Annotated in this window: 21 protein-coding genes; 7 read left to right on the top strand and 14 right to left on the bottom strand. The window is 70.9% G+C overall.

Features of this window, described 5'->3' with window-relative positions; translation table 11 throughout:
- From cysD to ABT232_RS32000, 4 genes are all read right to left on the bottom strand, one after another.
- On the bottom strand, positions 1-449 hold a 449-nt coding region (gene cysD / locus ABT232_RS32015; protein WP_351846498.1), incomplete at its 3' end, for a sulfate adenylyltransferase subunit CysD.
- Entirely contained in the window at positions 446-997 is a 552-nt protein-coding gene (gene cysC / locus ABT232_RS32010) for an adenylyl-sulfate kinase (RefSeq protein ID WP_351846495.1), read from the bottom strand. The genes cysD and cysC, both read right to left, overlap by 4 nt.
- Positions 998-1,087: 90 nt before the next feature.
- Entirely contained in the window at positions 1,088-1,933 is an 846-nt protein-coding gene (locus ABT232_RS32005) for a PaaX family transcriptional regulator (RefSeq protein ID WP_351846493.1), read from the bottom strand.
- A 24-nt stretch (positions 1,934-1,957) separates the two neighbouring features.
- Positions 1,958-3,631: an AMP-binding protein gene (locus ABT232_RS32000; protein ID WP_351846491.1), complete on the bottom strand. Its 1,674-nt coding sequence runs from the start codon at positions 3,629-3,631 to the stop codon at positions 1,958-1,960.
- Between the two features lie 160 nt (positions 3,632-3,791).
- Between ABT232_RS32000 and ABT232_RS31995 the strand changes: the two genes are divergently transcribed.
- The 3 genes from ABT232_RS31995 (at position 3,792) to ABT232_RS31985 (ending at position 5,894) form a co-directional block, all read left to right on the top strand.
- Positions 3,792-4,976 (top strand): acyl-CoA dehydrogenase family protein, encoded by a 1,185-nt coding sequence (locus ABT232_RS31995; protein ID WP_351846489.1) that lies wholly within the window; start codon positions 3,792-3,794, stop codon positions 4,974-4,976.
- The gene (locus ABT232_RS31990; protein WP_351846486.1) at positions 4,973-5,371 is read left to right on the top strand and encodes a RidA family protein; all 399 of its coding nucleotides are present in this window, start codon (positions 4,973-4,975) and stop codon (positions 5,369-5,371) included. Before ABT232_RS31995 ends, ABT232_RS31990 begins: the two co-directional genes overlap by 4 nt.
- A 97-nt stretch (positions 5,372-5,468) precedes the next feature.
- Positions 5,469-5,894, top strand: coding sequence for a DUF6299 family protein (locus ABT232_RS31985; protein ID WP_351846483.1), 426 nt, complete (start codon positions 5,469-5,471; stop codon positions 5,892-5,894).
- 21 nt (positions 5,895-5,915) lie between these two features.
- Here ABT232_RS31985 and ABT232_RS31980 read toward each other — a convergent pair whose 3' ends face one another.
- Positions 5,916-6,836 carry a hypothetical protein gene (locus ABT232_RS31980; protein WP_351846481.1) on the bottom strand — a complete coding sequence of 307 codons (921 nt, stop codon included), beginning with the start codon at positions 6,834-6,836 and terminating at the stop codon, positions 5,916-5,918.
- Between the two features lie 115 nt (positions 6,837-6,951).
- Here ABT232_RS31980 and ABT232_RS31975 point away from each other — a divergent pair, with 115 nt between their 5' ends.
- The gene (locus tag ABT232_RS31975; RefSeq protein ID WP_351846478.1) at positions 6,952-7,569 is read left to right on the top strand and encodes a TOPRIM nucleotidyl transferase/hydrolase domain-containing protein; all 618 of its coding nucleotides are present in this window, start codon (positions 6,952-6,954) and stop codon (positions 7,567-7,569) included.
- A gap of 23 nt (positions 7,570-7,592) precedes the next feature.
- Here the strand turns inward: ABT232_RS31975 and ABT232_RS31970 are convergent, their stop codons facing one another.
- From ABT232_RS31970 to ABT232_RS31940, 7 genes are all read right to left on the bottom strand, one after another.
- Positions 7,593-8,732, bottom strand: coding sequence for an MFS transporter (locus ABT232_RS31970; RefSeq protein ID WP_351846475.1), 1,140 nt, complete (start codon positions 8,730-8,732; stop codon positions 7,593-7,595).
- 384 nt (positions 8,733-9,116) lie between these two features.
- The gene (locus tag ABT232_RS31965; RefSeq protein WP_351846473.1) at positions 9,117-10,112 is read right to left on the bottom strand and encodes a carbohydrate kinase family protein; all 996 of its coding nucleotides are present in this window, start codon (positions 10,110-10,112) and stop codon (positions 9,117-9,119) included.
- Between the two features lie 176 nt (positions 10,113-10,288).
- A complete protein-coding gene (locus ABT232_RS31960) occupies positions 10,289-11,755 on the bottom strand; it encodes a glycoside hydrolase family 32 protein (protein WP_351846470.1) in 1,467 nt (488 codons plus the stop codon).
- 76 nt (positions 11,756-11,831) lie between these two features.
- Complete coding sequence (locus ABT232_RS31955; protein ID WP_351846468.1) at positions 11,832-12,704, bottom strand: carbohydrate ABC transporter permease; 873 nt, start codon at positions 12,702-12,704, stop codon at positions 11,832-11,834.
- A gap of 1 nt (position 12,705) precedes the next feature.
- Positions 12,706-13,641 carry a carbohydrate ABC transporter permease gene (locus ABT232_RS31950; RefSeq protein ID WP_351846466.1) on the bottom strand — a complete coding sequence of 312 codons (936 nt, stop codon included), beginning with the start codon at positions 13,639-13,641 and terminating at the stop codon, positions 12,706-12,708.
- Between the two features lie 66 nt (positions 13,642-13,707).
- Positions 13,708-15,009, bottom strand: a complete 1,302-nt coding sequence (locus ABT232_RS31945) for an ABC transporter substrate-binding protein (RefSeq protein WP_351846464.1) — start codon at positions 15,007-15,009, stop codon at positions 13,708-13,710.
- 146 nt (positions 15,010-15,155) lie between these two features.
- Positions 15,156-16,190: a LacI family DNA-binding transcriptional regulator gene (locus ABT232_RS31940; protein WP_351846461.1), complete on the bottom strand. Its 1,035-nt coding sequence runs from the start codon at positions 16,188-16,190 to the stop codon at positions 15,156-15,158.
- 269 nt (positions 16,191-16,459) lie between these two features.
- On the opposite strand from ABT232_RS31940, the gene ABT232_RS31935 reads away from it, so the two are divergent.
- Complete coding sequence (locus ABT232_RS31935; protein WP_351846458.1) at positions 16,460-19,396, top strand: glycoside hydrolase family 32 protein; 2,937 nt, start codon at positions 16,460-16,462, stop codon at positions 19,394-19,396.
- 194 nt (positions 19,397-19,590) lie between these two features.
- Positions 19,591-22,380 (top strand): GH32 C-terminal domain-containing protein, encoded by a 2,790-nt coding sequence (locus tag ABT232_RS31930; RefSeq protein ID WP_351846456.1) that lies wholly within the window; start codon positions 19,591-19,593, stop codon positions 22,378-22,380.
- Positions 22,381-22,603: 223 nt separating this feature from the next.
- On the opposite strand, the gene ABT232_RS31925 is transcribed toward ABT232_RS31930, so the two are convergent.
- Positions 22,604-24,133 carry a helix-turn-helix domain-containing protein gene (locus ABT232_RS31925; protein ID WP_351846454.1) on the bottom strand — a complete coding sequence of 510 codons (1,530 nt, stop codon included), beginning with the start codon at positions 24,131-24,133 and terminating at the stop codon, positions 22,604-22,606.
- A gap of 64 nt (positions 24,134-24,197) precedes the next feature.
- Positions 24,198-24,395 (bottom strand): DUF4236 domain-containing protein, encoded by a 198-nt coding sequence (locus ABT232_RS31920; RefSeq protein ID WP_351846451.1) that lies wholly within the window; start codon positions 24,393-24,395, stop codon positions 24,198-24,200.
- 234 nt (positions 24,396-24,629) lie between these two features.
- On the opposite strand from ABT232_RS31920, the gene ABT232_RS31915 reads away from it, so the two are divergent.
- A complete protein-coding gene (locus ABT232_RS31915; RefSeq protein WP_351846448.1) occupies positions 24,630-25,565 on the top strand; it encodes an aminoglycoside phosphotransferase family protein in 936 nt (311 codons plus the stop codon).
- The last annotated feature ends 230 nt before the right edge of the window (positions 25,566-25,795 follow it).

The following is a 25,795-nucleotide window of genomic DNA, read 5'->3' as shown; positions in this document are numbered from 1 at the left end:
CGCAGGGAGAACACGCGCTCCTTGGCGCGGGCCTTCTCCTCGTCGCGGCGGCCGCCGCCGAAGACGGCGTCGAACCTCTCGCTCTGGATCTTCTCCGTGAGCGGCAGCGTCTGGAGCGGATTGCGCGTGCCGTCGGGACGTTCGCGCAGCACTCCCCGGTCGATGTAGTCCTGCACGGACGCCACGTGCAGCCGCAGATCGTGCTTCTCCACCGCACGGTCGCGGTAGTCGATGACCTCGGGGAAGTTGTGTCCGGTGTCGACGTGCAGCAGCGAGAACGGCACCGGCGCCGGCGCGAACGCCTTCAGCGCGAGACGCAGCATGACGATGGAGTCCTTGCCGCCGGAGAACAGGATCACCGGCCGCTCGAACTCACCCGCCACCTCGCGGAAGATGTGGACGGCCTCGGACTCCAGGGCGTCCAGATGGGAGAGGGCGAAGTCGCTCACACCAGCCCTCGTTCCGCCAGCAGCGCGTGCACGGCGTCCGCCGACTCCCGCGGGGTCTGCGACTGCGTGCGCAGCGTCAGCGCCGCGTCGGCCGGCGGCTCGTACGGGTCGTCGACACCCGTCAGCCCCGTCAGCTCACCCGCCGCCTGCCGGGCGTACAGCCCCTTCACGTCCCGCTCGCCGCACACCTCGACCGGGGTGGCGACATGGACCTCCAGATACGGCGTCCCGCTCGCCTCGTGCCGCTTGCGCACCGCCTCGCGGCTGTCGGCGTACGGGGCGATGACCGGCACCAGGGACAGCACGCCGTTGCGCGCCAGCACCTCGGAGACCAGGCCGATGCGCTGCACGTTCGTATGGCGGTCCGCCCGGGAGAAGCCGAGGCCCGCGGACAGGAAACGACGGATCTCGTCACCGTCGAGGACCTCCACACGACGTCCCTCGGCCTTCAGCCGGTCGCCGAGGAGGCGCGCGATCGTGGTCTTGCCCGCGCTCGGCAGCCCGGTGAGCCAGACGGTGGCTCCCGTCGACCTTGGCGTGGTGGTCATGTGTTCCTGTCCTCATCTCTCCCGGCGAACGACCCGAGGGACGTTAGGCAAGGAACTTGAGAGGGAGGACAGAGAAACCTGAGGGTTCCGTTAGCGCCGGTCGGACGGGCCCTCGGCGGCGGGTGCGAGCCCGGCGAACGCCGCCCCCGCCTCCCGCAGCCGCTCGTGCAGCCCGCGGAACACGGCCGCCGACCGCACGCCCGGCCAGTCCTGCGGCAGCAGCCCCGCCGGCAGTCCCGGGTCGGCGTACGGGAGATGGCGCCAGGAGTCCAGGGCGAGCAGGTAGTCGCGGTAGGCCGCCTCCGGCGGGGTGTCCGGCCGCTGCTCCCAGTCGCGCAGCACGTGCGCGTGCCGGTCCAGGAACGCCTCGTGCTGCTTGGCGATCTCGGCCAGGTCCCACCAGCGGGACACCGCCTCGACGGTCGGCGCGAAGCCCAGGTGCTCACCGCGGAAGAAGTCGACGTAGGTCTCCAGGCGCAGCCGCTGGAGGGTGTGCCGGGTCTCCTCGTACAGCCGGGCCGGGGCGATCCACACGCCGGGCGCCGCCGAGCCGAAGCCGAGACCGGCCAGCCGGGAGCGCAGCACATGCCGCTTCTGCCGTTCGGTCTCCGGGACGGAGAACACCGCGAGCACCCAGCCCTCGTCCGCGGGCGGCGCGGTGGCGTACACGCGCCGGTCGCCGTCGTCGAGCAGCTGACGGGCGTCCGGGGACAGCTCGTAGCCCGCCGCGCCCTGCTCGGTGCGGGCCGGGACGAGCAGTCCGCGCCGTTTGAGCCGGGAGACCGACGAACGCACCGAGGGCGCGTCCACGCCGACGGCGGCCAGCAGCCGGATCAGTTCGGCTACGGGCACCGGGCCGGGGAAGAAGCGGCCGTACGCGCCGTAGAGCGTGACGATGAGAGACCGGGGAGCGTGCTGGTCGGACACGTTGATCATTTTAAGTCGTGTCAGCCGTGCGGATCACCGCAGGTCACCTCCGTCGCGCAGCCGGAACCTCTGGAGCTTCCCGGTCGCCGTGCGCGGCAGCGCGTCCAGGAACACGATCTCCCGCGGGCACTTGTACGGCGCCAGCTCCGCCTTGACGAAGGCGCGCAGCGCCCCGGCGTCCCGCGCCGCGCCCTCCCCGACGACCACGTACGCCACCGCGACCGCCCCGCGCTCCTCGTCGGGCCGGCCGACGACCGCGGCCTCCACCACGTCCGGGTGCCGCAGCAGGGCGTCCTCCACCTCGGGCCCCGCGATGTTGTACCCGGCGGAGATGATCATGTCGTCGGCGCGGGCGACGTACCGGAAGTAGCCGTCGGGCTCGCGGACATAGGTGTCGCCCGTGACGTTCCAGCCGCCGCGCACGTACTCCGCCTGCCGCGGGTCGGCGAGATAGCGGCAGCCGACCGGGCCGCGCACCGCCAGCAGCCCCGGCTCCCCGTCGGGCACCGGCTCGCCGTGCTCGTCCTGCACCCGCGCCTGCCAGCCCGGCACCGGCACCCCGGTCGTCCCGGGCCGGATGCGCTCGTCGGCCGCCGAGATGAAGATGTGCAGCAGCTCGGTGGCGCCGATGCCGTTGATGATCCGCAGCCCGGTGCGCTCGTGCCAGGCGTGCCAGGTCGCCGCGGGCAGGTTCTCGCCCGCGGAGACACAGCGGCGCAGCGAGGACAGATCGTGCCCGTCCAGCTCGGCGAGCATCGCGCGGTACGCGGTCGGCGCGGTGAACAGCACCGACACCCGGTGCTCGGCGATCGCGGGCAGCAGCTGCCGCGGCCCCGACTGCTCCAGGAGCAGCGCGCTCGCCCCGGCCCGCAGCGGGAAGACGACGAGACCGCCGAGACCGAAGGTGAAGCCGAGCGGAGGACTGCCCGCGAAGACGTCGCCCTCGTGCGGGCGCACCACGTGCTGGGAGAAGGTGTCCGCGATCGCCAGCACGTCCCGGTGGAAGTGCATGCACCCCTTCGGGCGGCCGGTGGTGCCGGAGGTGAAGGCGATCAGCGCCACGTCGTCGGCCGCGGTGTCCACCGTGGGGTACGGCGTCACCGGCGTCGGGCGGTTCAGCAGGTCGTCCGGGGCGTCCCCGCCGTACGCGGTGATCCGCAGCCCCGGTATCTCCGCCTTGGCGAGGTCGTCGACCGCGCGGACGTCGCACAGCGCGTGGCGGACCTGGGCGATCTCGCAGATCGTGGCCAGCTCGTGCGGGCGCTGCTGGGCCAGCACGGTGACGGCCACCGCGCCCGCCTTCAGCACCGCCAGCCAGCACGCGGCGAGCCAGGGGCTGGTGGGGCCGCGCAGCAGCACCCGGTTGCCGGGGACGATGCCGAGGTCGGCGCTGAGGAGGTGGGCGAGCCGGTCGACGCGGGTGCGCAGGTCGCCGTAGGTCCAGGAGGGGCCGTCGGAGGTGTGGAAGACCGGGCGGTCGTCCGGCGGGCCGTCCAGCAGCGCGGTGGCGCAGTTGAGCCGTTCGGGGTGGCGCAGCTCCGGCAGGTCGAAGCGGAGCTCGGGCCACTGGTCGGGCGGCGGGAGGTGGTCGCGCGCGAAGGTGTCGACGTGGGCCGAACGGGACGGGGGGAGCGGGCGGAACGGAGGGAGCGGGCCTGTCGGGGGGAGCGGGCCTGTCGGTGGGATCGGGCGGCTGTGGCGGTCCATGGCGGTTCGCCCCCTTGCCTGGTGGGCGTCGGGTGGGTCGCGGTCGGATGGCGGTCACGGGTCGCGGTCGCTCTCGGAGCGTATCGTGTTGGTGACGGCAGTCAATGGAGCGCGATACCGTTCGGGTGAGGCGTCAGACCTTCGTGAAGGAGGACCGCCCGTGCCCGCATTCTCACTCGACCCGGAACGCACCGCCTGGTGCGCGCAACTGCGCGCCCTGGCCGCCGAACGGCTCCGCCCGCTCGCCGAGAAGGGCCAGGAGGGGCACGTCAACCGCCCGCTCCTCGCCGAACTGGGCCGCCTCGGCCTGCTGGACCGGCTGTTCACCTCCGGCGCGCTCGACCTGTGCCTGATGCGCGAGGCCCTGGCCCACGCCTGCACCGAGGCGGAGACCGCCCTCGCCCTCCAGGGCCTCGGCGCCCACCCGGTGCACACCCACGGCACCCCGGCCCAGCGCGCCCGCTGGCTCCCGGCGGTCCGCGCCGGCACCGCCGTCGCCGCCTTCGCCCTGACCGAACCGGGCGCGGGCTCGGACGCGGCGGCGCTGTCACTGGCGGCGGAGCGCGAGCCCGACACCCTCGACGCCGCCCCCGCCGCCACCCTCGACGCCGCCCCCGCCGCCGCACCCGACGGCTCCGCCCGCTGGCGGCTCACCGGGCAGAAGTGCTGGATCTCCAACGCCCCCGAGGCGGACTTCTACACCGTCTTCGCCCGCACGACCCCCGGCGCGGGCGCCCGCGGAGTCACCGCGTTCCTCGTGCCCGCCGACCGGCCGGGGCTGAGCGGACGGGCGCTCGACATGCTCTCGCCGCACCCCATCGGCGCCCTCGACCTCGACGCGGTACCGGTCACCGCGGACGACGTCCTCGGGGAGCCCGACCGGGGCTTCCGGGTCGCGATGGGCACCCTCAACCTCTTCCGGCCCAGCGTCGGCGCCTTCGCCGTCGGCATGGCGCAGGCCGCCCTCGACGCCACCCTCGCCCACACCGCCCGCCGGGAGGCCTTCGGCGGACCGCTCAGCGCCCAGCAGACGGTCGCCCACCAGGTCGCCGAGATGGCCCTGCGCACCGAGGCGGCCCGGCTGCTGGTGTACGCGGCGGCGGCGGCCTACGACGACGGCGCGGACGACGTGCCCAAACGGGCGGCGATGGCCAAGCTGCTCGCCACCGAGACCGCGCAGTACGTCGTGGACCGGGCCGTCCAGCTGCACGGCGCCCGTGCCCTGCGCCGCGGCCATCTGCTCGAACACCTCTACCGCGAGGTGCGCGCGCCCCGCATCTACGAAGGGGCCAGCGAAGTCCAGCGCGGCATCATCGCCAAAGAGCTGTACCGGGAGGCCCCGTGACCGTCGAGCGCGTCAACCCGCCCGACCTCTCCCCGCCGACCGGCTTCTCGCACGCCGTCGTCGCCACCGGCTCCCGGCTGGTCTTCCTGGCCGGCCAGACCGCGCTCGACACCGACGGCAAGATCACCGGCAGCGGTCTGCCCGAGCAGTTCGAGCGGGCGCTCGGCAACCTGCTCACGGCACTCGACGCGGCCGGCGGCACCCCCGCCGGCCTCGCCCGCGTCACCGTCTACGCCACGGACGTCGCCGACTACCGCGCCCACGCCGCCGAACTCGGCCGCATCTGGCGGCGGCTGGCGGGCCGCGACTATCCGGCGATGGCGGTCGTCGAGGTCGTACGGCTGTGGGACGAGCGGGCGCTGGTGGAGCTGGACGGGTTCGCCGTACTGCCGTGAGCGCACCCGTGGATGACGCGCCACCGGAAGAGTGATGATCACGCCGGAGGCCGCGGCCGCCGGGTACCAGTGGAAGCCCCCACACCAGGAGGCTCCCATGCCGATCCGCTCGCTCCTCGGCGTCGCCGCCGTGGCCGCCCTCGCCCTCGCCGCCCCCGCGACGCCCGCGACCGCCGACGTCACCGAGACGATCACCGTCGACCAGGTCGGCCGGATCGCCGCCGACGGCACGCTCACCCTCAGCGGCACCTACCGCTGCACCGGCGCCACCGGCCCCGTCTTCGTCAGCTCCTCCGTCGCCCAGTCCGACGGATCGGTGCGCCAGGGCATCGGCGGCAGCCGGGCCGTGTGCGACGGCCTGACGCGCGTCTGGCAGAACAGCGCCAAGCCCCTGCCCAGCACCCTGAAGGCGGGCGCAGCCCAGGTGGAGGCCGTCCTGATGGAGCTGAACACCGCGAGCGGCCTGCCGCTGCCGCGCTTCCACGCGGCGCTGCGGCAGGACGTCACGCTGCTCGCGGGCTGACCGTACGGCCGTGCTCCGGGACTACGGCGCCGCCGCTTCCGCCTCGGCTCCCTCGATTGCCGGCGGCCAGTGCCGGAGCACCGCCTTCACGCCCTGCGCGGCGCCCGCGATCCGGGCGCCCAGGGCGGGGCTGCTGTCGCGGCGCCGGTAGGCGACGTCCAGCTCCAGCACGGCGGCGGCCAGCACGTCGAGCTGCCGCAACTGGGTACGGAGTTCGGCACGGGCGTGCTCGCCCCGCTCGGCGGCGGTCACCAGGGCCCGCCACTTCACGGCCTCCAGCCGCGACGCCAGCTGCGACGAGTCGATCAGCTCGGCGTCCTCCATCGCCCGCGAGCGGCTGATCGCACCGCACCCGGCGAGGACGCGCAGCGCCAGTTCGCCCTCCGGGCCGTCCAGGTCCCGCCGGGTGACGTAGGTGTGGTGCAGGCGGCGCAGCACCTCCGCCCGCGAGTGCACGCCGCGCACCACCCGCCGGCCCCGGCCGGGCACCTCGTCGGTCCACAGCGGCGCCTTCTCGAACGGCGTCCCGCGTCCGTACCGGACCCGGTGCAGATGCTTCCACCGCTCGTAGCGCAGGCCCGGCTCGGTCATCACCGGGTCCTCGGTCAGGCGCCGGGCGCGCCGGGGGACGTACAGCTCCACCAGTTCCTCGAGCGCCGACCCGCACGAGGACTCCGCGCCCGCCTTGGCCGGCGGTACGGCGTCGTGCACCTCAGCCACCTCGGCCACCTCGGGCTCCGCCGGCGCGGCGGCCGAGCCGTCGACGGCGACGCCGTCCAGGCGGGCCAGCACGTCACCGGTCAGCGCCCGCGCCGCCGCGGACAACTCCCGTGCCCGCACGGCGTCCGGATGCTCGGCGGCCGCCTCCAGCAGCCCCGCCGCCAGCCGCCGCAACCCCCGGGTCAGCTCCTCGACCCGGACCTCGGCATCCCGCTCGTCCATACGCCCCCCTGTGCACGACTGCGGGCAGTCTGTCAGGACGCACCGACACCACACACGCCACCAGGCACGGGAAAACTCCCTACCGCGCCGGCCGGGAAGGGCGGAGACTCGTCCCATGGCTGACATGGCGTCGTTCCGGGAAGCGGTCACCACGTGGGCGGCCGGAGGCCCCGGCGGTCCCGCCCGCGAACTGGCCGCGCGGCTGCCCGTCCGGGCGGTCGTCCTGCTGGAAGGCCCGAGCGACTTCGAGGCGGTCGACGCGCTCGCCGCGCGCCGCGGCCGGGACCTGGAGGCCGAAGGTGTCTGCGTCGTGTCGATGGGCGGCGCGATGAACGTCGGACGCTTCGCCGGCCTCCTCGGACCCCCCGGCCTGGGCCTGCGCCTCACCGGCCTGTGCGACGAGCGGGAGCGCCCCTTCTACGCCCGCGGCTGGGAGCGGGCCGACGCGGGCTCCCACGGTTTCTTCGTCTGCGCGGCGGACCTGGAGGACGAGCTGATCCGCGCGCTCGGCGTGCCACGGGTGACCGAACTGGTCCGGGCGGAGGGCGACGAACGCGCCCTGCGGACCTTCCTGAACCAGCCCGCCCAACGCGACCGCACCTCACAGCACCAGCTGCGCCGCTTCCTCGGCACCAAGAAGGGCCGCAAGATCCGCTACGGCCGCGTCCTGGTCGAGGCGTTGGACCCCGACCACACCCCGGCCCCGCTGAACGACCTGCTCGCCGCTCTCTGACTACCGTCTCCCCGGTTGCCCGATCACCCGGCGACGCCGCCCGCGACACGCACCGGCAGGCTCCTACGCCGGGCCCGCGCCGTCCCACTCGGTGATCCGGTCCTCCACTTCACGGTCGGTCCGTGAAGGAGAACGAGCCGAACGTCCGGCCCAGCGCCTCGGCGGGAGCCCGGCGCTGGATGGCCGTGGTGGAGGCGACGGCGATCAACGGCATGATGAACACCCGCGACGAGGAAGCCCGCGACGAGGAAGCCCGCGGACACGGCGAGGACATCGGGGATCACGAGGACGGCCGTGGACGCCGCTCTCGCGACCAGGGCCGTTGCGATCACCATTCCCTCGGGCATGCGCCGCGACATCCTGCCGACCAGCAGGCCGCCCAGGACCGCTCCCACGCTCTGCACCGTCACCAGCACACCGAGGAACGCCGCGTCCCGGCCCAGGACCTCGTCCACGATGTCGAAGTTGACCGTCTCCATGAAGCCGAACGCCAGCGTCGAGACGCCGACCACCACCGCGATCTGCCGGACCATGGCGTCCCGTACCAGGAAGCGTGCTCCCTCGGTCATGTCGAGCCGCCAGTGTCCGGCCCCCGGACCGGGCGTCTGTTCGCGGAGCTTGAGCAGGGCGACCACGGCGGCGCCCAGCAGGGAGGAGGCCACGTCGATCAGCACCAGCACGACGGATCCCGCCCAGGTGAGCAGCGCCGCGCCCAGGGTCGGGGAGAAGAGGCGGACGACCTGCGCGGCCGACTGCCAGACACCGTTCGCCTCCGCCAGCAGCTCCTTCGGCACGACCGACGGCAGCAGAGCGGTCTGCGTGGTGGAGATGACGCTGTTGGCGATGCCGTAGAGGGCCATCGCGGCGTAGACGATCCACAGCCCGGTGCCGTCCCGCACGAGCAGCAGGGGCAGCAGGGCCGCCGCCATGCAGCAGTTCACCGTGACGATCAGGCGCCCGCGCCGGACGCGGTCGGCGAGAACGCCGTACAGCGGGGAGAGAAGGCCACCCAGCGCCAGAACCAGGTACACCGTGCCCGCGGATCCCGAACTCCCGGTGAGCTGCTTGACCCAGATGCCGGCCGCGAACAACAGCATGCTGTCGCCCAGCGCGGAAATCACGGCGCCGGCCAGGAAGAGCCGGAAGGCGGAATCTCCGAGCACGCGCAAGGTGTCACCCGCCTCCCCCGATGAACTGACCAGCCGTCAGCGCGCGGCCTTCATCCCTCGTGCGAGAGGGAGTCCGGCGGCAACTCGAGCCGGGCATGCGGCCCCACACGCCCCTGACCGGTTCACCGCCCAGGGGGCAGGGGTGGCGGGCGGTGCGGGGGAGGGGGCCGGCATGCGGCGATCGTCCGCACCCCCGGCCGGGGCGCGGGCGATCGCCGGCGGTCAGATGTCCCGGAAAAGACTCGACGACCCTGTGAGCTGCGCAGATTCACTGCGTGAGGCAGGTGACCTGGGAAAATGTCCTTTCCCTTCTTTCACCTTCGTGCCGCTTGATGCAGCTGAAAGTCCCAGAAAAGTCCCAGAGGCAGCCGGAGCCCTTCAGCCTGCCCGCCGGGTCAGGAATCGACCGGCGCCGGACCCGGCCTCCGTCTCGTCCGCCCAGGGCGGGTTCGCACCGGCGACGGAGCATGTCAGGGCGGCGACCTGAGCAGCGAACGAGCAAGCGTCGGTGACGTCGTCGAGGGTCAGCCCATCGAGCCGGCCGCCGAGGTGTCCGAGGGCGGCGAGGCGGTGGAGGAGGCCCGCGGTGAAGGAGTCTCCGGCTCCGACGGTGTCGACCACGGTGACAGGAGGGGCCGTGACGGTGACGCGCATGCCGTCGAATGACGCGAGGGCGCCGTTGCCGCCGAGGGTGATGACGACGAGGCGGACGCCGGCCGCGTGCCAGATGTCGCACGCCTCGTCTAGCCCGGTGTCAGGGGCGAGGACGGCGCAGTCGTCCTCGCTGAGGCGGAGGATGTCGGCGAGGGCGCACCAGTGGGGCAACCGTTCGCGATAGGCGGAGGGGGGTACGAGCAGGGGGCGGACGTTGGGGTCGATGGACACGGTGGCGTGCTCGCGGACCTGGGCGAGGTGTTCCTCGATGCGGTTGCCGGAGGGCCGGCGGATCAACGCGAGGGAGCCGGTGTGCAGGCAGACCGCGTCGTCGTGCCGCGTCGCGGCGAGTTCGCTGCTGGTCCACTGCCAGTCGGCGGCGCCCTCGGCGTAGAAGGTGTATGCGGCCTGGCCGGTCGCGTCGAGGTCGGCGACGGCGAGTGTGCTGGGCTCGGAGGTCGTCACGCTGTCACCCAGGTCGACGCCGGAGGCGCTGAGGCGGGTGCGGAAGAGCGTGCCGAAGGCGTCACGGGAGAAGCGTCCGAGGAATCGGGTGGGGGTGCCGAGCCGGGCGAGGGCGACAGCGGTGTTGGCCGGGCCTCCTCCGGCCAGCGCCCGCAGGGCCAGTCCGCCGGAATCGGACCGGTCGTGGTCCTCGAAGATGTCGGCGACGCACTCGCCGAGGACGTCGACACTGCCGGGGGACCCGGGTCGGGCCATGGTGACTTTCTGCCTTTCAGGTAGGGCGCGGGGCTGTCGCCCCGCGCCGCGGAACGCAGCCGAGGGCGCGGCAAGGGCGTGGGAGCTGCGGTGGACATGTCTGCCGTGCCCGGTGCGGAATGCGCGTGGCCTTTCCGTGTGGTGGGCCGGCCTCCAGGGCTCGTGTGGCCCTGGAATCAAGCGCCTTGCATTCCCCGGCCCGCCAGTTGGGCTTCTCGGGGGAGGTCTTCCGGGATCAGATTCCAGGCCGCGACGGCGAACTCACCGCGTCCTGACCCTGTCGTGCGGGCCTGCAGCTGCCACGGCCCGTCGGTGGACGGGTAGAACCGCAGGGTGAGGACCTGCTCGTCGGCCAGGTAGACCTCGGCTATCGAGCGGTCCACGATCACGCGGAGCTCGACGGGGGTGTTGGGGTGTGCCGCGGCCGGGCAGGGAGCGGTGTACACGCCTCCCCGTGCGCGGGTGTCCGTCGAGGCGTGGGTGCGGTCGACGACGAGGCGGCCTGCTGTGGGGTCGAGGCTGATGTCGAGGTACTCGGAGCCGTCGGCGGAGGTGATCAGGCGCAGCCCGCTGGTACCGGTGGTGTCCGGTGTCAGGGCGGCCGTGAGGTCGAAGGTGTGGCCGATCCGGCCGAGTTCGGCCGGCTCGGCCCGTGTGACGTGGCCGGTTCCGTGCAGGACACGCGGGCCGCGCAGGGCCAGCAGTTCGCGGGCGGGGCGCTGGGCGACCGTGCCGTCGGCGGTGAGGCTGACCTCTCGGGGGAGCGTGAGGACGCCTGCCCAGCCGGTTTCGTGTGCCCAGGCGTCGTCCCGGGCCTCCCAGGCCCAGCCCCACATCAGCCAGCGGTCTTCCCCGGGCGCCTTCAGTAGGGCGGGGGCGTAGAAGTCGGGACCGTGGTCCAGTGGCACGGGGGCCGTGGCCGCTTCGTAGCGCCCCTCCTTCTCCTGGCCGGTGACGACGGTGGTGTGGCTGGGGCCGCCCTGCGGTGTCCAGTCGCTGAGGATCAGAACGCCGTGATCGCCGAAGGTGGCGTACTGGGGGCACTCCCAGCCGATCGGGCCCGCATCAGCGGTGGTGTCGCTGGTGTGGAAGGGGCCGCGGTACGTCCAGTGCTCCAGGTCCTCGGACTCGTACAGCAGCGCCGCGGCGCGGCCGTCGTCGAGGGCGGAGCCGACCAGCATCCGCCAGCGTTCGTTCTGCCGCCAGACGTAGGGGTCGCGGTACATGGTGGTGCCGGCGGGCGGTTCGGGGATGAGCAGGTCGGGCCGCTTGGTCCAGGTGTGGCCGTTGTCGTGGGACTCGGCGGTGGTGACGGGCTGCCACCAGCGGTCGTTGCGGTGGGCGGAGTAGAAGGCCACCATGCGGTCGCCGGTGGAGATGGCGTTGCCGGAGTAGCAGCCGTCGGCGTCGTATCCGCCGGGCGTGGGGGTGAGGGCGACGGGGAGGGGTTCCCAGGTGAGCAGGTCGGGGCTTCGGTAGTGGCCCCAGTGCATGTTCGCGTGCTGGGGGCCGTGCGGGTTGTACTGGAAGAAGACGTGGTAGTGGCCGTCGTGGAAGACCAGGCCGTTGGGGTCGTTGATCCAGTTGCGGGGCGGTCGCAGATGGACGGCGGGCAGGTGGGGGTCGGCAGGCGACGTGGACACACGGGGCCTTTCTCAGGGCGTGCGAGGCACACGGAAGTCATGAGGACGGGGCGGATCCGACAGCGCGGGTGCGGGGTCAGCCCTTGACGCCGGTGGAGGCGATGCTGTTGACGAACGACCGCTGGAACGCCACGAACAGGGCGAGGATCGGCACGGTGATCATGGAGGAGTAGGCCATGATCTGGCCCCAGCCCACGTTGAGCTGGAAGAAGTAGGAGATGCCGACCATCACCGGGCGCAGTTCCTCGCTCTGGACGACCATCAGCGGCCACAGGTAGGAGTTCCAGGCCGGCAGGAAGGTGAGGATGGCGACGGTGGCGACGGCCGGGCCGGACAGCGGCATCACGATGCGGCGGTAGATGGTGAACCAGCCGGCGCCGTCCATGATCGCTGCTTCGTCGAGTTCCTTGGGGATGCTCTGGAAGAACTGGTGGAAGAAGAAGATCGAGAAGGCGTTGGCGACGAACGGCAGGATCTGCACCTGATAGGTGTCCATCCAGCCGGTGGTCCACTCCAGGTGGAAGCCGTTCACGCGCAGGAGCGGCAGCTGGTTGACCCACCACACCAGCGGCAGCGCGAACGTCTCGAACGGCACGATGAGCGTGGCGATGACCGTGGTCAGGACGACCTTGCGGCCGGACCACCGCATCCGGGCGAGCGCGAAGGCGGCCAGGCTGTTGACGATGATGCCGAGGACCACGGTGATCGACGAGATCAGTACCGAGTTCAGCAGGAAGCGCGCCGCGGGGACCCGGTCGAACATGGCCGTGTAGTTGTCCAGCGACAGAGCCCCGACCGGGAGGAAGGCGCTCACCGAACCCAGGTCGCCGAAGATCTGGTCGTCCGTCTTGAACGACGAGACCAGCATGAAAACGAGCGGGAGCGCGAAGACCAGGGCCAGGACGATGCGTCCGGCATGACCGCCGAGTCGCTTGAGGAGGGAGGTCATGTCAGTCCTTCTCCCGGGTCAGGAACCGCTGGACGAGCGACACGGTCAGGACGAGTACGAAGAAGATCAGCGAGATGGCCGCCGCGTAGGCGGTCTGCTGCTGGTCATAGCCGGTGCGCACCGCCTGGAAGACGACGGTGGTGGTGGAGTCGAGCGGGCCGCCCTGCGTCATCACCCTGATCTGGGTGAAGAGGCTGAACGCCGCGATCGTGATGGTGACGAGCACGAAGGTGCGCGTGGAGCGCAGCCCGGGCCAGGTGACGTGGCGGAAACGCTGCCAGGTGGTGGCCCCGTCGAGTTCGGCGGCCTCGTACAGTTCGGCGGGGATGGTCTGCAGACCGGCCAGCCAGATGATCATGTGGAAGCCGACGCCCTGCCACACCGACATCAGGATGATGGCGGGCATCGCGGTGGCCGGGTCGCCCAGCCAGTCCGGGCCCTGGAAGTGGCCGAGGGTCAGGGTCGAGACGATGTTGTTGACCAGGCCGTCCTGCCGGTAGAGGAAGGTCCACAGGAGGGACACCACGACCATCGAGGTGACGACGGGCAGGAAGTAGACGGTCCGGAAGAAGTTGATGCCCCGCACCTTGGCGTTGACCAGCAGTGCCAGGACGAGGGCGAGGCCGGCCTGGAGCGGGACGACGACCACGGCGAAGTAGATCGTGTTGCGCAGGGACTTGTAGAAGACCGGATCGGTGAAGAGCTGGGTGAAGTTCCTCAGGCCCACGAAGCGGGCTGGGGTGGGCGAGATGAGTCTCGCGTCGGTGAAGGCCAGGGCGAAGGCTAGGGCGACCGGTACGACGAGGAAGACGATCAGCAGCACGACGGCCGGGGTGGCCATGCCGAGGGCGGTGAGGCTTTCTCGGCGACGGGCGTTGTTCGTGCGGGTTCGCCGGACCGGGCGCAGCCGCTGGGGGGCTGCGGTCTTGGTGGTCACGGTATCTCCAGGGAGCCGGTCCGGTTCGGGCTGGGTGGTCGGGGGCCCGAACCGGACCAGGGCGGGTCAGCCTGAGTAGTTGTTGTTCGTCTTCAGGTTGTTGTCGATGTTCTTCGCGGCCTGGCCGAGGGCGTTCTTGGGGTCGGCGCCGGCCAGGATGTCCTGCGCCGCCTTCTGGAACTCGGTGGAGATGTAGGGGTAGGCCGGGGTGACCGGTCGCAGGGTCGCGTACTTCTGCGCGAACTGGACGAGCACCGCGAACCTGCCGCCGGGCTGGTAGTCCTCGACCTGTGTGGCGGCCTCGTTGGTGGCGGGGATGGTGCTGGTCGCCTTGGCGTAATCGACGAAGTACTTGGTCTGGCGGGAGAACTTCAGCCACTCCTGCGCGCCCTCCTTGTTGGAGCAGGTGGAGCTCATGGCCCACTGCCAGGAGGCGCCGCCGATCTTCGGGCCCTTGCCGAAGTCGACCGGCGGGATGATCGCCAGGTCGTCACCGAGCTTCTCGGCGTTCTTGGTGGCGTTCCAGCTGCCGTCCCACTGGATGGCGCTCTTGCCGGCGAGGAAGTCCTTGTTGGGGTCGGCGCCGGACTTCTTGGCCATGTAGCCCTTGGTCACCAGCGACTGGAACCAGTCGCCCCACTCCACGGACTCCTTGCCGTCGAGGGTGCCGGTGGCGGTCTTGTAGCCGTTGCGGTCGATCAGGTCGCCGCCGAAGCTCTGCAGCTGCGGGGAGTAGGCGTAGGGCCACCACTCGCCGCTGCCGCCGGTGCCCATCTCCAGCGGGTAGGTGAACTTGCCGCTCTTCTTCAGCTTGGCCAGGGCGGCGTCGAACTCGTCCTTGGTCCAGGGCTTGTCCATGGTGGGGATACGGATGCCGTGCTCGTCGAGGACGGACTTGCGGGCGAAGAAGGCCAGGGAGACGTCGTAGTGCCCGAAGGAGTACAGCTTGTCGTTGTAGGTTCCGACGGTGCTGTCGAGCTGGTCCTCGACCGGCACCTGGCTGCCGGTGACGTCGATGGGGGCCAGGTAGCCGCCCCAGGCCCAGTTCGCCACGTTGGGGCCGTCCACGTCGAGCAGGCAGGGCAGCTTGCGGGCCGAGGCGGCGGCGACGACGGAGTTGTTGTAGTCGGTCTGCGGGAACGACTGCAGCTCGACCTTGTACTTGCTCTGGGAGCCGTTGAAGTCCTTGATGATCTTCTTGACGACGTCGAGCTCGGCCGAGTTGCCGGCGTTGTGCGTCCACAGGGTCAGCGTGTCACCGCTGGCCCCGGACGAGCTCCCGCCACTGCCGGACGCGCATCCGGCGACGAGCGCGGTTGCCGCCGCGGCGGCTACACTCGCAGCAGCGAGGCGCCTTGTTCTGAACACCACGAGGTTCCTCCATCTCACGGAGGCGGGTCTTGCAGGACCCGCCCTGGGCGACCGGTTGCGTCGGTCGCTGTTCTTGGTGGCCGTCCCGCGCCCGCTCCGGACTCTCGGAGCGGGTGGCGGGACGGCTGTCTTGTGTCGCCGGCCTAGTTCCCGGCTGGGGCGCCGAGGGAAGAACGCTCCCGCAGCGGCATGGGGACCCGGTGGACGATCGGGTCGAGGGGCCCTCCGCGCAGGATGAGCTCCACGGCCAGGCGTCCGAGCTGGTAGTGCGGCAGCTTCAGCGTGGTGAGCGCGGGCCGCAGCACGGAGGCGATGTCCTGGTCGTCGAACGAGATCACCGACACGTCTTCGGGCACCGACAGCCCCGCCTCGGCGAGCGCCTGGTAGGCGCCGAAGGACACCCTGTCGGCGAGGCACACCAGCGCCCGGGGCCGGGTCCCCGCCGCCAGCAGGGCGGACACCTCCCGGTAGCCGTCCAGCGTGTCCCAGTCGCATTCGATGACGCCGTCCAGGCGGGCGCCGCCCTCGCGCAGCACTTCCTCCAGGCCGCGCATGCGTTCGTTGCCGGCGATGATCCCCTCGGGCGTGGCCGGGACGGCCTGGTGGCCGCCGATCGCCCAGATGCCCTGGGTGTGGCCGGCCGCGAGCAGGGCGCGGGCCGCGCCCCGGCCGGCCTCCAGCTCGTCCGGGATGACGGAGGGGGCGTCGAAGCCGGGGGCCAGACAGTTCAGCAGCACCACGCGGCGGCCGAACAGTTCCTTGGGCGGAGTGACGTACCGGGTGAACATCGTCGCGTAGATCACCGCGTCGACCTGGCGGTCCAGCAGCGCGTGGACCAGCGAGGACTCGGCGGCGCGGTCGCCGCCCGCCTCGGTGATGAACAGCAGGTTGTCCCGCTCGCGGGCGGCCTCCATGGCGCCGCGGATGACGTCGCCGGCGAACGGGGTGGTGGTGATCCGGTCCGAGACGAACCCGATGGTCTGCGTGGACTTCGTCCGCAGGCTGCGCGCGGTGACGTTCGGGCGGTAGCCCAGCTGCCTGGCCGCTTCCAGGACCCGTTCCCGGGAGGCGTCGGAGATGCGCATGTCGGTGCGGCCGGACAGGGCGAACGACGCGGTCGTCGGCGATACGCCCGCCTCGCGGGCGACGTCGGCCATGGTCACGCGGCGTTCGGACATCGGTGGATCAGCTCCGCTCGGCTAAATCGGATTAGCAAGATGCGATGAGATTGCTTCACTCGTCATGCGCTGTCAACACCCCGGACATCTCGCCTGCGTAACGGTGACTTTCTGTACCGATTTGCACAGCTCTGGGTAGTGCGAAGCTGAGATTCGTATGCGTTAGCTCTTGCTTTAGCGGCGACGGCGCCCGAACCATGCCGATCCATCACCTAAATCGAATTGGCAGGCCGTCAGGTCGCCGTCTGTCACGCAGCCCAGGAGGCAGCATGAGGAGAAGAACAGCCCTCAGGGTCGTATCCGCCGCCGTCGGCGGTGCCGTCGTGCCGCTCTCGTTCGCCCCCGCTTCCGCCGCCCCCGGCGGCCGGCCCGAAGGCCCCCAAAAGCCCACCGCCCGCTGGGACTTCGACGAACGGTCCGGCGCGGTCGCCCGCGAGGCGGTCTCCGGATCGGCCGCCCCGGTGGACTACGTCTTCAACGACGCCCGGTACAAGCCCGACAGCGACCCCGTACGCCGCCGTGGCGTGCAAGGCCGGGCCCTGTACTTCGACGGCTACTCGACCTACGTGACCGCCGAAGGACCCGGCAAGCTCGACCTCGCCGAAGGCATGACCGTCGACGTGTGGATCGCCCCCTACGCCTACGAGCACGGCATCGACGGCAAGCCCCAGGCGCTGGTCAACCAGCACGACCCGGGCGCGAGGACCGGCTTCCTGCTCGGCCTGCGGCGTTTCGGGCAGATCGTCTTCCAGCTGGGCTTCGGCACCGACCTGATCGAGGTCAAGGGCGCCCCGGACCAGCCGGCCGCCAAGGGCCGGTGGAGCCACGTCACGGCCACCTACGACCCTGCCGCCCACCAGCTGCGCCTCTACCTCGACGGCCGCCTGATCGGCACCACCGTCACCCCCGACAAGGCCCCCGAGCCCGCGCCGGGCGAGCCCTTGCTCATCGGGAAGCACAACCGCCCGACCCTGCTCAACGGCGAGTTCCACGCCAACATGTACATGGGCCTGATGGACAGCCTGACCCTGCGCCCGGGCGCCCTGGACGACGCGACGGCGCAGCGCGAGCACGCCGAGAAGATCGCCGCGCTGCCCGGTCACCGCGTGCCTCGCCCGGACCTGACCCACCACCGGTCCCGTTTCGACGGCGACCGGCACCGCCCTCAGTTCCACATGCTGCCGCCCTGGCACTGGATGAACGAGCCGCACGCCCCGGTGTACTTCAAGGGCAAGTACCACATCTTCTACCAGCACGACCCGCTCGGACCGTTCTGGGGACAGATCCACTGGGGCCACGCCGTCAGCACCGACATGGTGCACTGGCGCGACCTTCCCATCGCCCTGGCCCCCGCCGCGGACTCCGCCGGCCCTGACGGCATCTGGTCGGGATCCGCCTGCGTCGACGGCGACCGCGGCCCGGTCCTCTTCTTCACCGGCGGCGACGACCGGCTGCCCTACCGCCAGCGCACCGGGCTCGCCGTCTCCACCTACCCGGCGGACGGCGACACCGACCTCCCCACCTGGACGATGCGCTCCGAGCCGGTCACCGAAGCCCCCGCGAACCTGCCGGCCGGACCGGGAACCGCGTGGGCGGAGAACTTCCGTGACCCGTTCGTCTGGGAAGAGGACGGCGTCTGGTACCAGCTCGTCGGCAGCGGCATCGTCGACTACGACGGCGCCCAGGTCACCCGCAAGCACGGCGGAACCGCTCTCCTCTACACCGCACGCCGGCCCGAGGGCCCGTGGGCCTACAAGGGCCCGCTGCACTGGAACGACCTCGCCACACTGCCCGAGCCCGGTGAGGTGTGGGAGCTGCCTGTGCTCCTCCCGCTCCCCGGTCCCCGCGGCAGGCGCACCGGCAAGCACATCCTGCTGATCTGTCCGTGGTGGGAGGGGTTCAACCCAAACGCCGTCAAGCACACGTACTACTGGATCGGCACCTTCGACAAGCGCGAGCACCGCTTCGTCCCCGACCACGAAAAGCCCCGCGAGTTCGACTTCGGCGAGCACTTCACCGGCCCCTCCGGCTTCGTCACCCCCGACGGCCGATCCGTGGTCTTCAGCATCACCCAGGACCGCCGCACCGAGCAGCAGCACGCCCAGTCCGGCTGGGCGCACAACGCCGGCATGCCCGTGTCCGTCTCCCTGCGCCAGGACGGCACCCTCGGCGTCGAGCCGATCGCCGAGGCCGCCGGTCTGCGGGGCACGCGACTGGCCCGCATCCGGCACACCTCGGTGGCGGAAGCGAACCGGCGGCTCGCCGCTGTCTCCGGCGACCTGCTGGACATCCACGCCGTCATCGAGCCGCGCGGCGCGCGGACGATCACCCTGGCGGTTCGAGCCTGCGCCGACGGCACCGAAGAGACCCTGCTGACCTACGACACGGACGAGCGCCGCTTCCTGATCGACCGCGGCCGCTCCAGCCTCGACCCGGACGTCCGCAAGGGCGTCCACGGCGGCAGCGTGGAACTCGACGGCGGACGCCTCACCCTGAGGGTCCTGCTCGACCGCTCGATGCTGGAGGCGTACGTCAACGGCACCAACAGCATCACCAGCCGTATCTATCCCACCCGCGAGGACGCCACCGGCCTGCGGCTGGCCGCCGACGGCGGGTCGGCACGCGTCGTGTCCCTGGACGCCTGGCGCATGAACGGCGCCTACGACACCCCGGCCGCACCCGCCGCGTACGACCCGCCGCGGCCGGCAGACGTCGACGCACTGCCCAACCACGACTTCGCCACCGGCGACCTCACCGGATGGACCGTCGTCTCCGGCACGACCTTCAGCGACGCCAACGTCACCACCCGCACCGACTGGGGCTGGGGCGGCCCCTTCTACCAGGCCGAGACCGAAGCCGACCCGACCGGCCACCACCTGTGGGGATTCAACCCTGCCGGAGGCGGCGACGGCGCCACCGGCGTCCTGCGCTCCGCCACCGTGGTCCTCGGCGGAGACGGCGTGATCGACCTGCTCGTGTCCGGCGGCAACGACCCCGACCGGCTCTACGCGGCCGCCGTCCGCGCCAGCGACGGAAAGGTGCTGGCCAAGACCACCGGCCGGAGCACCGAGCAGTACCGCCGAGTCGTCTTCGACCTCTCCGCCCACATCGGCGACCGGATCTACATCGAGGTCGTCGACCAGGCCGACGGCGGCTGGGGCCACATCAACGTCGCCGACGTCAACGTCCCCGTCCGGCGCCCCTGACCCCCACCCCCTGCACGCGTCGGCCCCGGGCCGTGCCGCGCCCAGGGCCGACGTTCACCCCGCCCGATCAACCCAACCCCACACCGACGGAGATTCGTATGCGAACCCGTGCTCCATCGAGAACGGCGACCAGCCGCAGTTTGCAGCGCCTGCTGCTCACGCTCGCGATATGTCTGGGTCTGACATCGCCCGTGATGACGCAGACCGCCAGCGCGACCGAAACCAGCCTGTCGAACCCCGGCTTCGAGACCGGCGACCTCAGCGGCTGGACCACCACCGGCACCGCCTTCACCGGGGCGGTCACCGACGACCCGGGCTGGGGCTGGGGCTGCTGCTTCAACCAGCAGGGCTCCCACCACCTGTGGGGATTCGCCGGCGGCGGTGACGCCGCCACCGGGACGGTGACGTCCGAGCCGTTCACCCTGACCGGTACCGGCATGGTCAGCGTCCTGGTCTCCGGCGGACGCAACGACAACGACCTCTACGCCGCCCTGACCACCCTCGACGGAACCGTCCTGCACAAGGCCACCGGCACCGACAACGAGTCGTACCGCCGCGTCACCTGGGACGCCCGCGAACACCTCGGCAAGCAGCTGCGCATCACCGCCGTCGATAAGGCCACCGGCGGCTGGGGCCACATCAACCTCGACGACGTCCGCGTCGGCACCGACCCCGCACCCGATCCGACCGTGAAGGGACTGGCCGCCCACTGGGACTTCACCGAAGGCCAGGGCACCACGACCAGGGAGAAGGTCAGCCAGGCCGCCGACCCCATCAGCTACGTCTTCACCGACGCGCAGTACAAGCCGGACAGCGACCCGCTCTGGCGCCCGAAGAACGAGGCTGACGGTGTTCTCTCCGGCGCCCTGCTGTTCGACGGCTACTCCACCTGGGTCACCCGGGCCGCGGATCAGACGCAGCTGTCCACGGACGGCCTGACCCTTGAGGCATGGGTCGCGCCGCGTGCGTTCGAGTGGGGAGACGACGGCAAGCCGTCCGTCGTCGTCAACCAGCAGGACAAGGCGGCCAAGCGGGGCTTCTCCCTCGGTGTCGGCCGACACGGCAGGTGGCAGTTCGGCATCGGAACCGGCGACGCCTGGTACGAGGTGACGGTCCCCAAGCCGGCGGCCCTGGCCGCGGGCAAGTGGGCACACCTGTCCGCCGTCTTCGCTCCGAACGAGGGAGCGATCAGGCTCTTCCTCAACGGTGAGCAGGTCGCCCAGACCGCCGTCCCCACCACCGCGCGGCTGGCCAAGGCCGACGTTCCCCTGATCATCGGCCGTCACAACCAGCCGGCCATCATCAATGGCACGTTCGCCGTGAACATGTTCAACGGACTCATCGACGAGGTGAAGGTCCACAACAGCGCCCTCACCCCGGCCTCGATCACGGCCGGCCACCAGAAGGACGTGCAGTCCTTCGCGGGCGGTACCACTCCCAAGGCCCAGATGGAGATGGACCGCTCCCGGTACGACGGGGACCGCTACCGTCCCGGCTACCACTTCACCGCCCCGAACCACTGGATGAACGAACCCCACGCCCCCATCCAGTACAAGGGCAAGTACCACCTCTTCTACCAGTTCAACTCCCACGGCCCCTACTGGCACAACATCGCCTGGGGACACACCGTGAGCGAGGACCTGGTCCACTGGCGCGACCTGCCCGTCGCCCTCGCGCCCACCGAGGACAGCGTGGCGCCCGACGGGGTCTGGTCCGGCGATGCCGCCTACGACAGCAACGGTGTGCCCGTCCTGCTGTTCACGGCCGGCAACGACGCGCAGCGCCCCAACCAGGCCACCGGTCTCGCCCAGCCCGTCGACCCGGCCGACACCGACCTGGTCGAGTGGAAGATGCACCCCACCCTCGTCACCAGCCAGACCGCCGACCTGAACGTCGGCGCCGGCCGCAAGGTCCGCTTCGGCGACTTCCGCGACCCCTTCGTCTGGCAGGAGGGAGACACCTGGTTCCAGCTGATGGGCTCGGGCGTCCAGAGCACCGACGGCAAGGACATCGGCGGAACCGCCCTCCTCTACACCTCCAAGAACCTCACCGACTGGACCTACTCCGGCCCCCTCATGGTCGGTGACGTGGCAGCCCACCCCAAGACCGGACAGGTCTGGGAGCTGCCCACCTTCCTGCCCATCGGCAAGGACGCCCAGGGCCGCGAGCGCCGGGCACTGCTCATCAACCCGGCCTTCCCCGCCGGCCCCGGCGAGTACAGCAGCAAGTACGTCTACTACTGGGTCGGCACGTGGGACGCCGCGAACCGCCGCTGGACCCCCGACACCACCGAGCCCAAGCTCATGGACTACGGCGACCACTTCACCGGCCCCAGCGGAACGGTGGACGACAAGGGACGCTCCCTCGTCTTCAGCATCGCCCAGGACCGACGCACCGAACGTGCCCACTACGACGCCGGCTGGGCCCACAACGCCGGCCTGCCCATCGAGCTGTCCATGCGCCCCGACGGAGACCTCGGCTTCCGCCCCGTCGAGGAGGTCTCCCGCCTCCACACCGGAGCACCGCTCCTGGACATCACCACCCCCACCTCCCTCGCCGACGCCAACAACCGCCTGGCCGGCATCAAGGGCGACATGCTCCACATCAAGCTGACCATGGAACGCGGTAGCGCCGGCACGTTCGGCCTCGACGTGCTCCGCAGCCCCGGCGACGAGGAACGGACCCGCCTGTTCTACGACGCCCCCGCAGGACAGCTGGGCGTCGACCGGACACGCTCCGGGAACAACTCCAGCGCCGAACCCGGCTTCGGCATCCACAAGGGCCCGCTGACCCTCACCAACAACACTCTGACCCTCGACGTCTTCGTCGACCGCTCGATGATCGAGGCGTACGCGAACGACCACAAGTCCATCACCACCCGCGCCTACCCCTTCCGCCAGGACTCCCTCGGCCTGCGCCTGTTCGGCGACGGCAGTACCGTCAAGTCCATGACCGTCTGGAAGATGGGCAACATGACCGACTGACCCAGCCACGTTGTTCGACGACACCGGGCATCCATGCCCATGCCGGCCCGGTCCGCGGTCTCGCCGCGGGCCGGGCCGGCGCATAGCCTGATTTCGCTGTTCGCGGGCGGGTACGGCGTGGGCGCAAAGTCCCAGAAGAATCCCACGAAGCGTCGCCACGCCTCCTGATGGTGGGCATTGGCGCAGGTCAGAGAGGTTTCGTCAGTTATTATCTGACGATCTTTCAAATGTCGCGGAAGATCTCGATCTGCGCCCCGATCGAATTCAGCCGCTCCGCCAGGTCCTCGTAACCTCGGTTGATGACGTACACGTTCCGCAGCACCGACGTGCCCTCCGCCGCCATCATCGCCAGCAGGACGACCACCGCCGGGCGCAGGGCCGGGGGGCACATCATCTCGGCGGCGCGCCAGCGGGTCGGGCCCTCGACCAGGACGCGGTGCGGGTCGAGGAGCTGGAGCCGGCCGCCGAGGCGGTTGAGGTCGGTCAGGTAGATCGCGCGGTTGTCGTAGACCCAGTCGTGGATCAGCGTCTTGCCCTGCGCGGAAGCGGCGATGGCCGCGAAGAACGGGACGTTGTCGATGTTCAGGCCGGGGAACGGCATCGGGTGGATCTTGTCGATCGGCGCCTCCAGCTTGGAGGGCCGGACGGTGAGGTCCACCAGGCGGGTGCGGCCGTTGTCGGCGAAGTACTCCGGGGTGCGGTCGTGGTCGAGGCCCATCTCCTCCAGGACCGCCAGCTCGATCTCCAGGAACTCGATGGGGACGCGGCGGACCGTCAGCTCCGACTCGGTGACGACCGCGGCGGCGACCAGGCTCATCGCCTCGACCGGGTCCTCGGAGGGGGAGTAGTCGACGTCCACGTCGATCCGCGGCATGCCGTGCACGGTGAGCGTGGTGGTGCCGATGCCCTCGACCTTGACGCCGAGCGCCTCCAGGAAGAAGCACAGGTCCTGGACCATGTAGTTGGAGGAGGCGTTGCGGATGACGGTGACGCCGTCGTGGCGGGCGGCGGCCAGCAGCGCGTTCTCGGTGACCGTGTCGCCGCGTTCGGTCAGCACGATGGGGCGGTCGGGGCGGACGCCGCGGTCCACCACCGCGTGGTACTGGCCCTCGGTCGCGGCGATGTCCAGGCCGAACCGGCGCAGCGCGATCATGTGCGGCTCGATGGTGCGGGTGCCGAGGTCGCAGCCGCCGGCGTACGGCAGCATGAAGCGGTCCAGGCGGTGCAGCAGCGGGCCGAGGAACATGATGATCGAGCGGGTGCGTCGGGCCGCGTCCGCGTCGATGGAGCCCAGATCGAGGTCGGCCGGAGGCACGATCTCCAGGTCGACGCCGTTGTTGATCCAGCGGGTCCGCACGCCGATGGAGTTCAGCACCTCCAGCAGGCGGTAGACCTCCTCGATCCGGGCCACCCGGCGCAGCACCGTGCGCCCCTGGTTGAGCAGCGAGGCGCACAGCAGGGCTACGCACGCGTTCTTGCTCGTCTTCACATCGATCGCGCCGGACAGCCGGCGGCCCCCCACCACCCTGAGGTGCATCGGACCCGCGTAGCCGAGCGAGACGATTTCGCTGTCCAGGGCCTCACCGATGCGGGCGATCATCTCAAGACTGATGTTCTGGTTGCCGCGCTCGATGCGATTGACGGCGCTCTGCGAGGTGCCGAGCGCCTCGGCAAGCTGTGACTGGGTCCAGCCACGGTGCTGCCGGGCGTCACGGATGAGCTTGCCGATGCGTACGAGGTAGTCGTCTGCCATGGGACTGAGGTTATCTCAGATATGAGATGGCACCTCTTGGGGGGTCCATTCGGGTGACGGCTCGTCAACGCCGCTTCGTGGTACGCGTGCGACGCCATCCGAAAGGTCCGGGCAAATCGACCGATGTCGTACGACGTCCGGTGCTGCTCACGGTCTGCCGCGGGCCGTTCCGGCCGCCCGTGGTGATGGACCAGGAGTGCCGGTTGATGTTCAGGCGCACCCCGGGAAGGATGCGGAAACTCTTACGGAACGTCAGGGGCATGGATGCCTCCAGGTCGGGGTCGGGTCCCTGTGGTGCGGTTACCCCGACTCGGCGCACTGATGACCCCCGGTGACGGCACACGTCGGGACGGCACACGTCGGGATGGCACACCGCGCCGGCGTCCTTGCGCCGAGAAAATCTCGGTTGATCCGGAACCCGGCGCCTGAATACTGGCTGTCGTCTCAGTCGATCCGGAGTCGATCCGGACCAGTTGAAGGGCCTCAGAGATTGGCCATGCACGATGACCAAGTGGACGTGACCATCGACATCGTCGCGGCCTTGATCCGCGAGCAGTTCCCTCAGTGGAGCGGCAAGGCGGTCCGGCACCTGCCGTCGACCGGGACGGTCAACGCCATCTTCCGCATCGGGGACGACCTCTCCGCGCGTTTCCCGCTGCGTCCGGCCGAGGCCGCGGAGGCGCTGGCGGTCCTGGAACGGGAAGCCCGGGCGAGCGCGGAGCTGGCGCAGGTGGTGTCTCGGTTCCCCGTTCCGGAACCCGTCGCTCTGGGAAAGCCTGGAGCGGGCTATCCCATGCCGTGGTCGGTCCAGACGTGGCTGCCGGGAACGGTCGCCCTCGATGCCGACCCGAGTGGGTCGGACGCTTTCGCCGAAGACCTCGCGGCCTTCATCGCGGCCCTGCGGGAAGCCGGGACGCGGGGGCGGCGGTTCAGCGGCGAGAACCGCGGCGGCGTTCTCGCTCACCATGACGACTGGATGGCGAAGTGCTTCGAGGAGAGTGAGGGGCTGCTCGACGTGCCCCGGCTGCGCCGGGTGTGGAGCCGCTTCCGGGAGTTGCCGCGCACGAGTGCCGACGTGATGAGCCATGGTGATCTGATTCCCGGCAATGTGCTGGTCGCGGGAGACCGGCTCGCCGGTGTGCTCGACACCGGCGGCTTCGGCCCGGCCGACCCCGCGCTGGATCTGGTCGGTGCCTGGCATCTGTTGCGGACGGGGCCGCGGGAGGTGCTCAGGCGAGCGCTGGCCTGTGACGATCTGGAGTGGGAGCGCGGCAAGGCTTGGGCGTTCGAACAGGCGATGGGTCTTGTCTGGTACTACGCCGAGAGCAACCCGACGATGAGCCGCCTGGGGCGCAGGACACTCGACCGCGTCCTGGAGTCGATGGAGCCCACTCGCACTCCTGTCGGTACGGCCGCCCGGCACCCCTGGTAGGCCCCTCGTGCGACCGGGTTCGCTGGAGAACGCCTCGACCGGACGACAGCGGACAGCGCACCGCGCCGGGCCGGGGCATGACCATCCGGCCCCCATGTACTAGAGTTATCTCGATATCGAGATATCTGCCGAGGCGCACTGCCGCCGCCACCCTGGTAAGGGTTACCTAACTTAGCCTTACCTTAGCGGATCGGTCTACACGGCGTGGCGGCAGGATGCGGTGAAACGCG

Source organism: Streptomyces sp. NPDC001532 (genome assembly GCF_040298625.1).
Lineage (GTDB): Bacteria > Actinomycetota > Actinomycetes > Streptomycetales > Streptomycetaceae > Streptomyces.
This window is presented reverse-complemented; position numbering and strand designations above follow the sequence as displayed.

Bases quoted from the DNA above. Each gene is read 5' to 3' on its own strand.
- ABT232_RS32000 (WP_351846491.1), bottom strand. From the start codon at position 3,631: ATGGACCGCCACAGCCGCCCGATCCCACCGACAGGCCCGCTCCCCCCG.
- ABT232_RS31985 (WP_351846483.1), top strand. From the start codon at position 5,469: ATGCCGATCCGCTCGCTCCTCGGCGTCGCCGCCGTGGCCGCCCTCGCC.
- ABT232_RS32005 (WP_351846493.1), bottom strand. From the start codon at position 1,933: ATGATCAACGTGTCCGACCAGCACGCTCCCCGGTCTCTCATCGTCACG.
- ABT232_RS31940 (WP_351846461.1), bottom strand. From the start codon at position 16,190: ATGTCCGAACGCCGCGTGACCATGGCCGACGTCGCCCGCGAGGCGGGC.
- ABT232_RS31930 (WP_351846456.1), top strand. From the start codon at position 19,591: ATGACGCAGACCGCCAGCGCGACCGAAACCAGCCTGTCGAACCCCGGC.
- ABT232_RS31920 (WP_351846451.1), bottom strand. From the start codon at position 24,395: ATGCCCCTGACGTTCCGTAAGAGTTTCCGCATCCTTCCCGGGGTGCGC.
- ABT232_RS31955 (WP_351846468.1), bottom strand. From the start codon at position 12,704: ATGACCTCCCTCCTCAAGCGACTCGGCGGTCATGCCGGACGCATCGTC.
- ABT232_RS31975 (WP_351846478.1), top strand. From the start codon at position 6,952: ATGGCTGACATGGCGTCGTTCCGGGAAGCGGTCACCACGTGGGCGGCC.
- ABT232_RS31935 (WP_351846458.1), top strand. From the start codon at position 16,460: ATGAGGAGAAGAACAGCCCTCAGGGTCGTATCCGCCGCCGTCGGCGGT.
- ABT232_RS31965 (WP_351846473.1), bottom strand. From the start codon at position 10,112: ATGGCCCGACCCGGGTCCCCCGGCAGTGTCGACGTCCTCGGCGAGTGC.
- ABT232_RS31980 (WP_351846481.1), bottom strand. From the start codon at position 6,836: ATGGACGAGCGGGATGCCGAGGTCCGGGTCGAGGAGCTGACCCGGGGG.
- ABT232_RS31915 (WP_351846448.1), top strand. From the start codon at position 24,630: ATGCACGATGACCAAGTGGACGTGACCATCGACATCGTCGCGGCCTTG.
- ABT232_RS31925 (WP_351846454.1), bottom strand. From the start codon at position 24,133: ATGGCAGACGACTACCTCGTACGCATCGGCAAGCTCATCCGTGACGCC.
- cysC (WP_351846495.1), bottom strand. From the start codon at position 997: ATGACCACCACGCCAAGGTCGACGGGAGCCACCGTCTGGCTCACCGGG.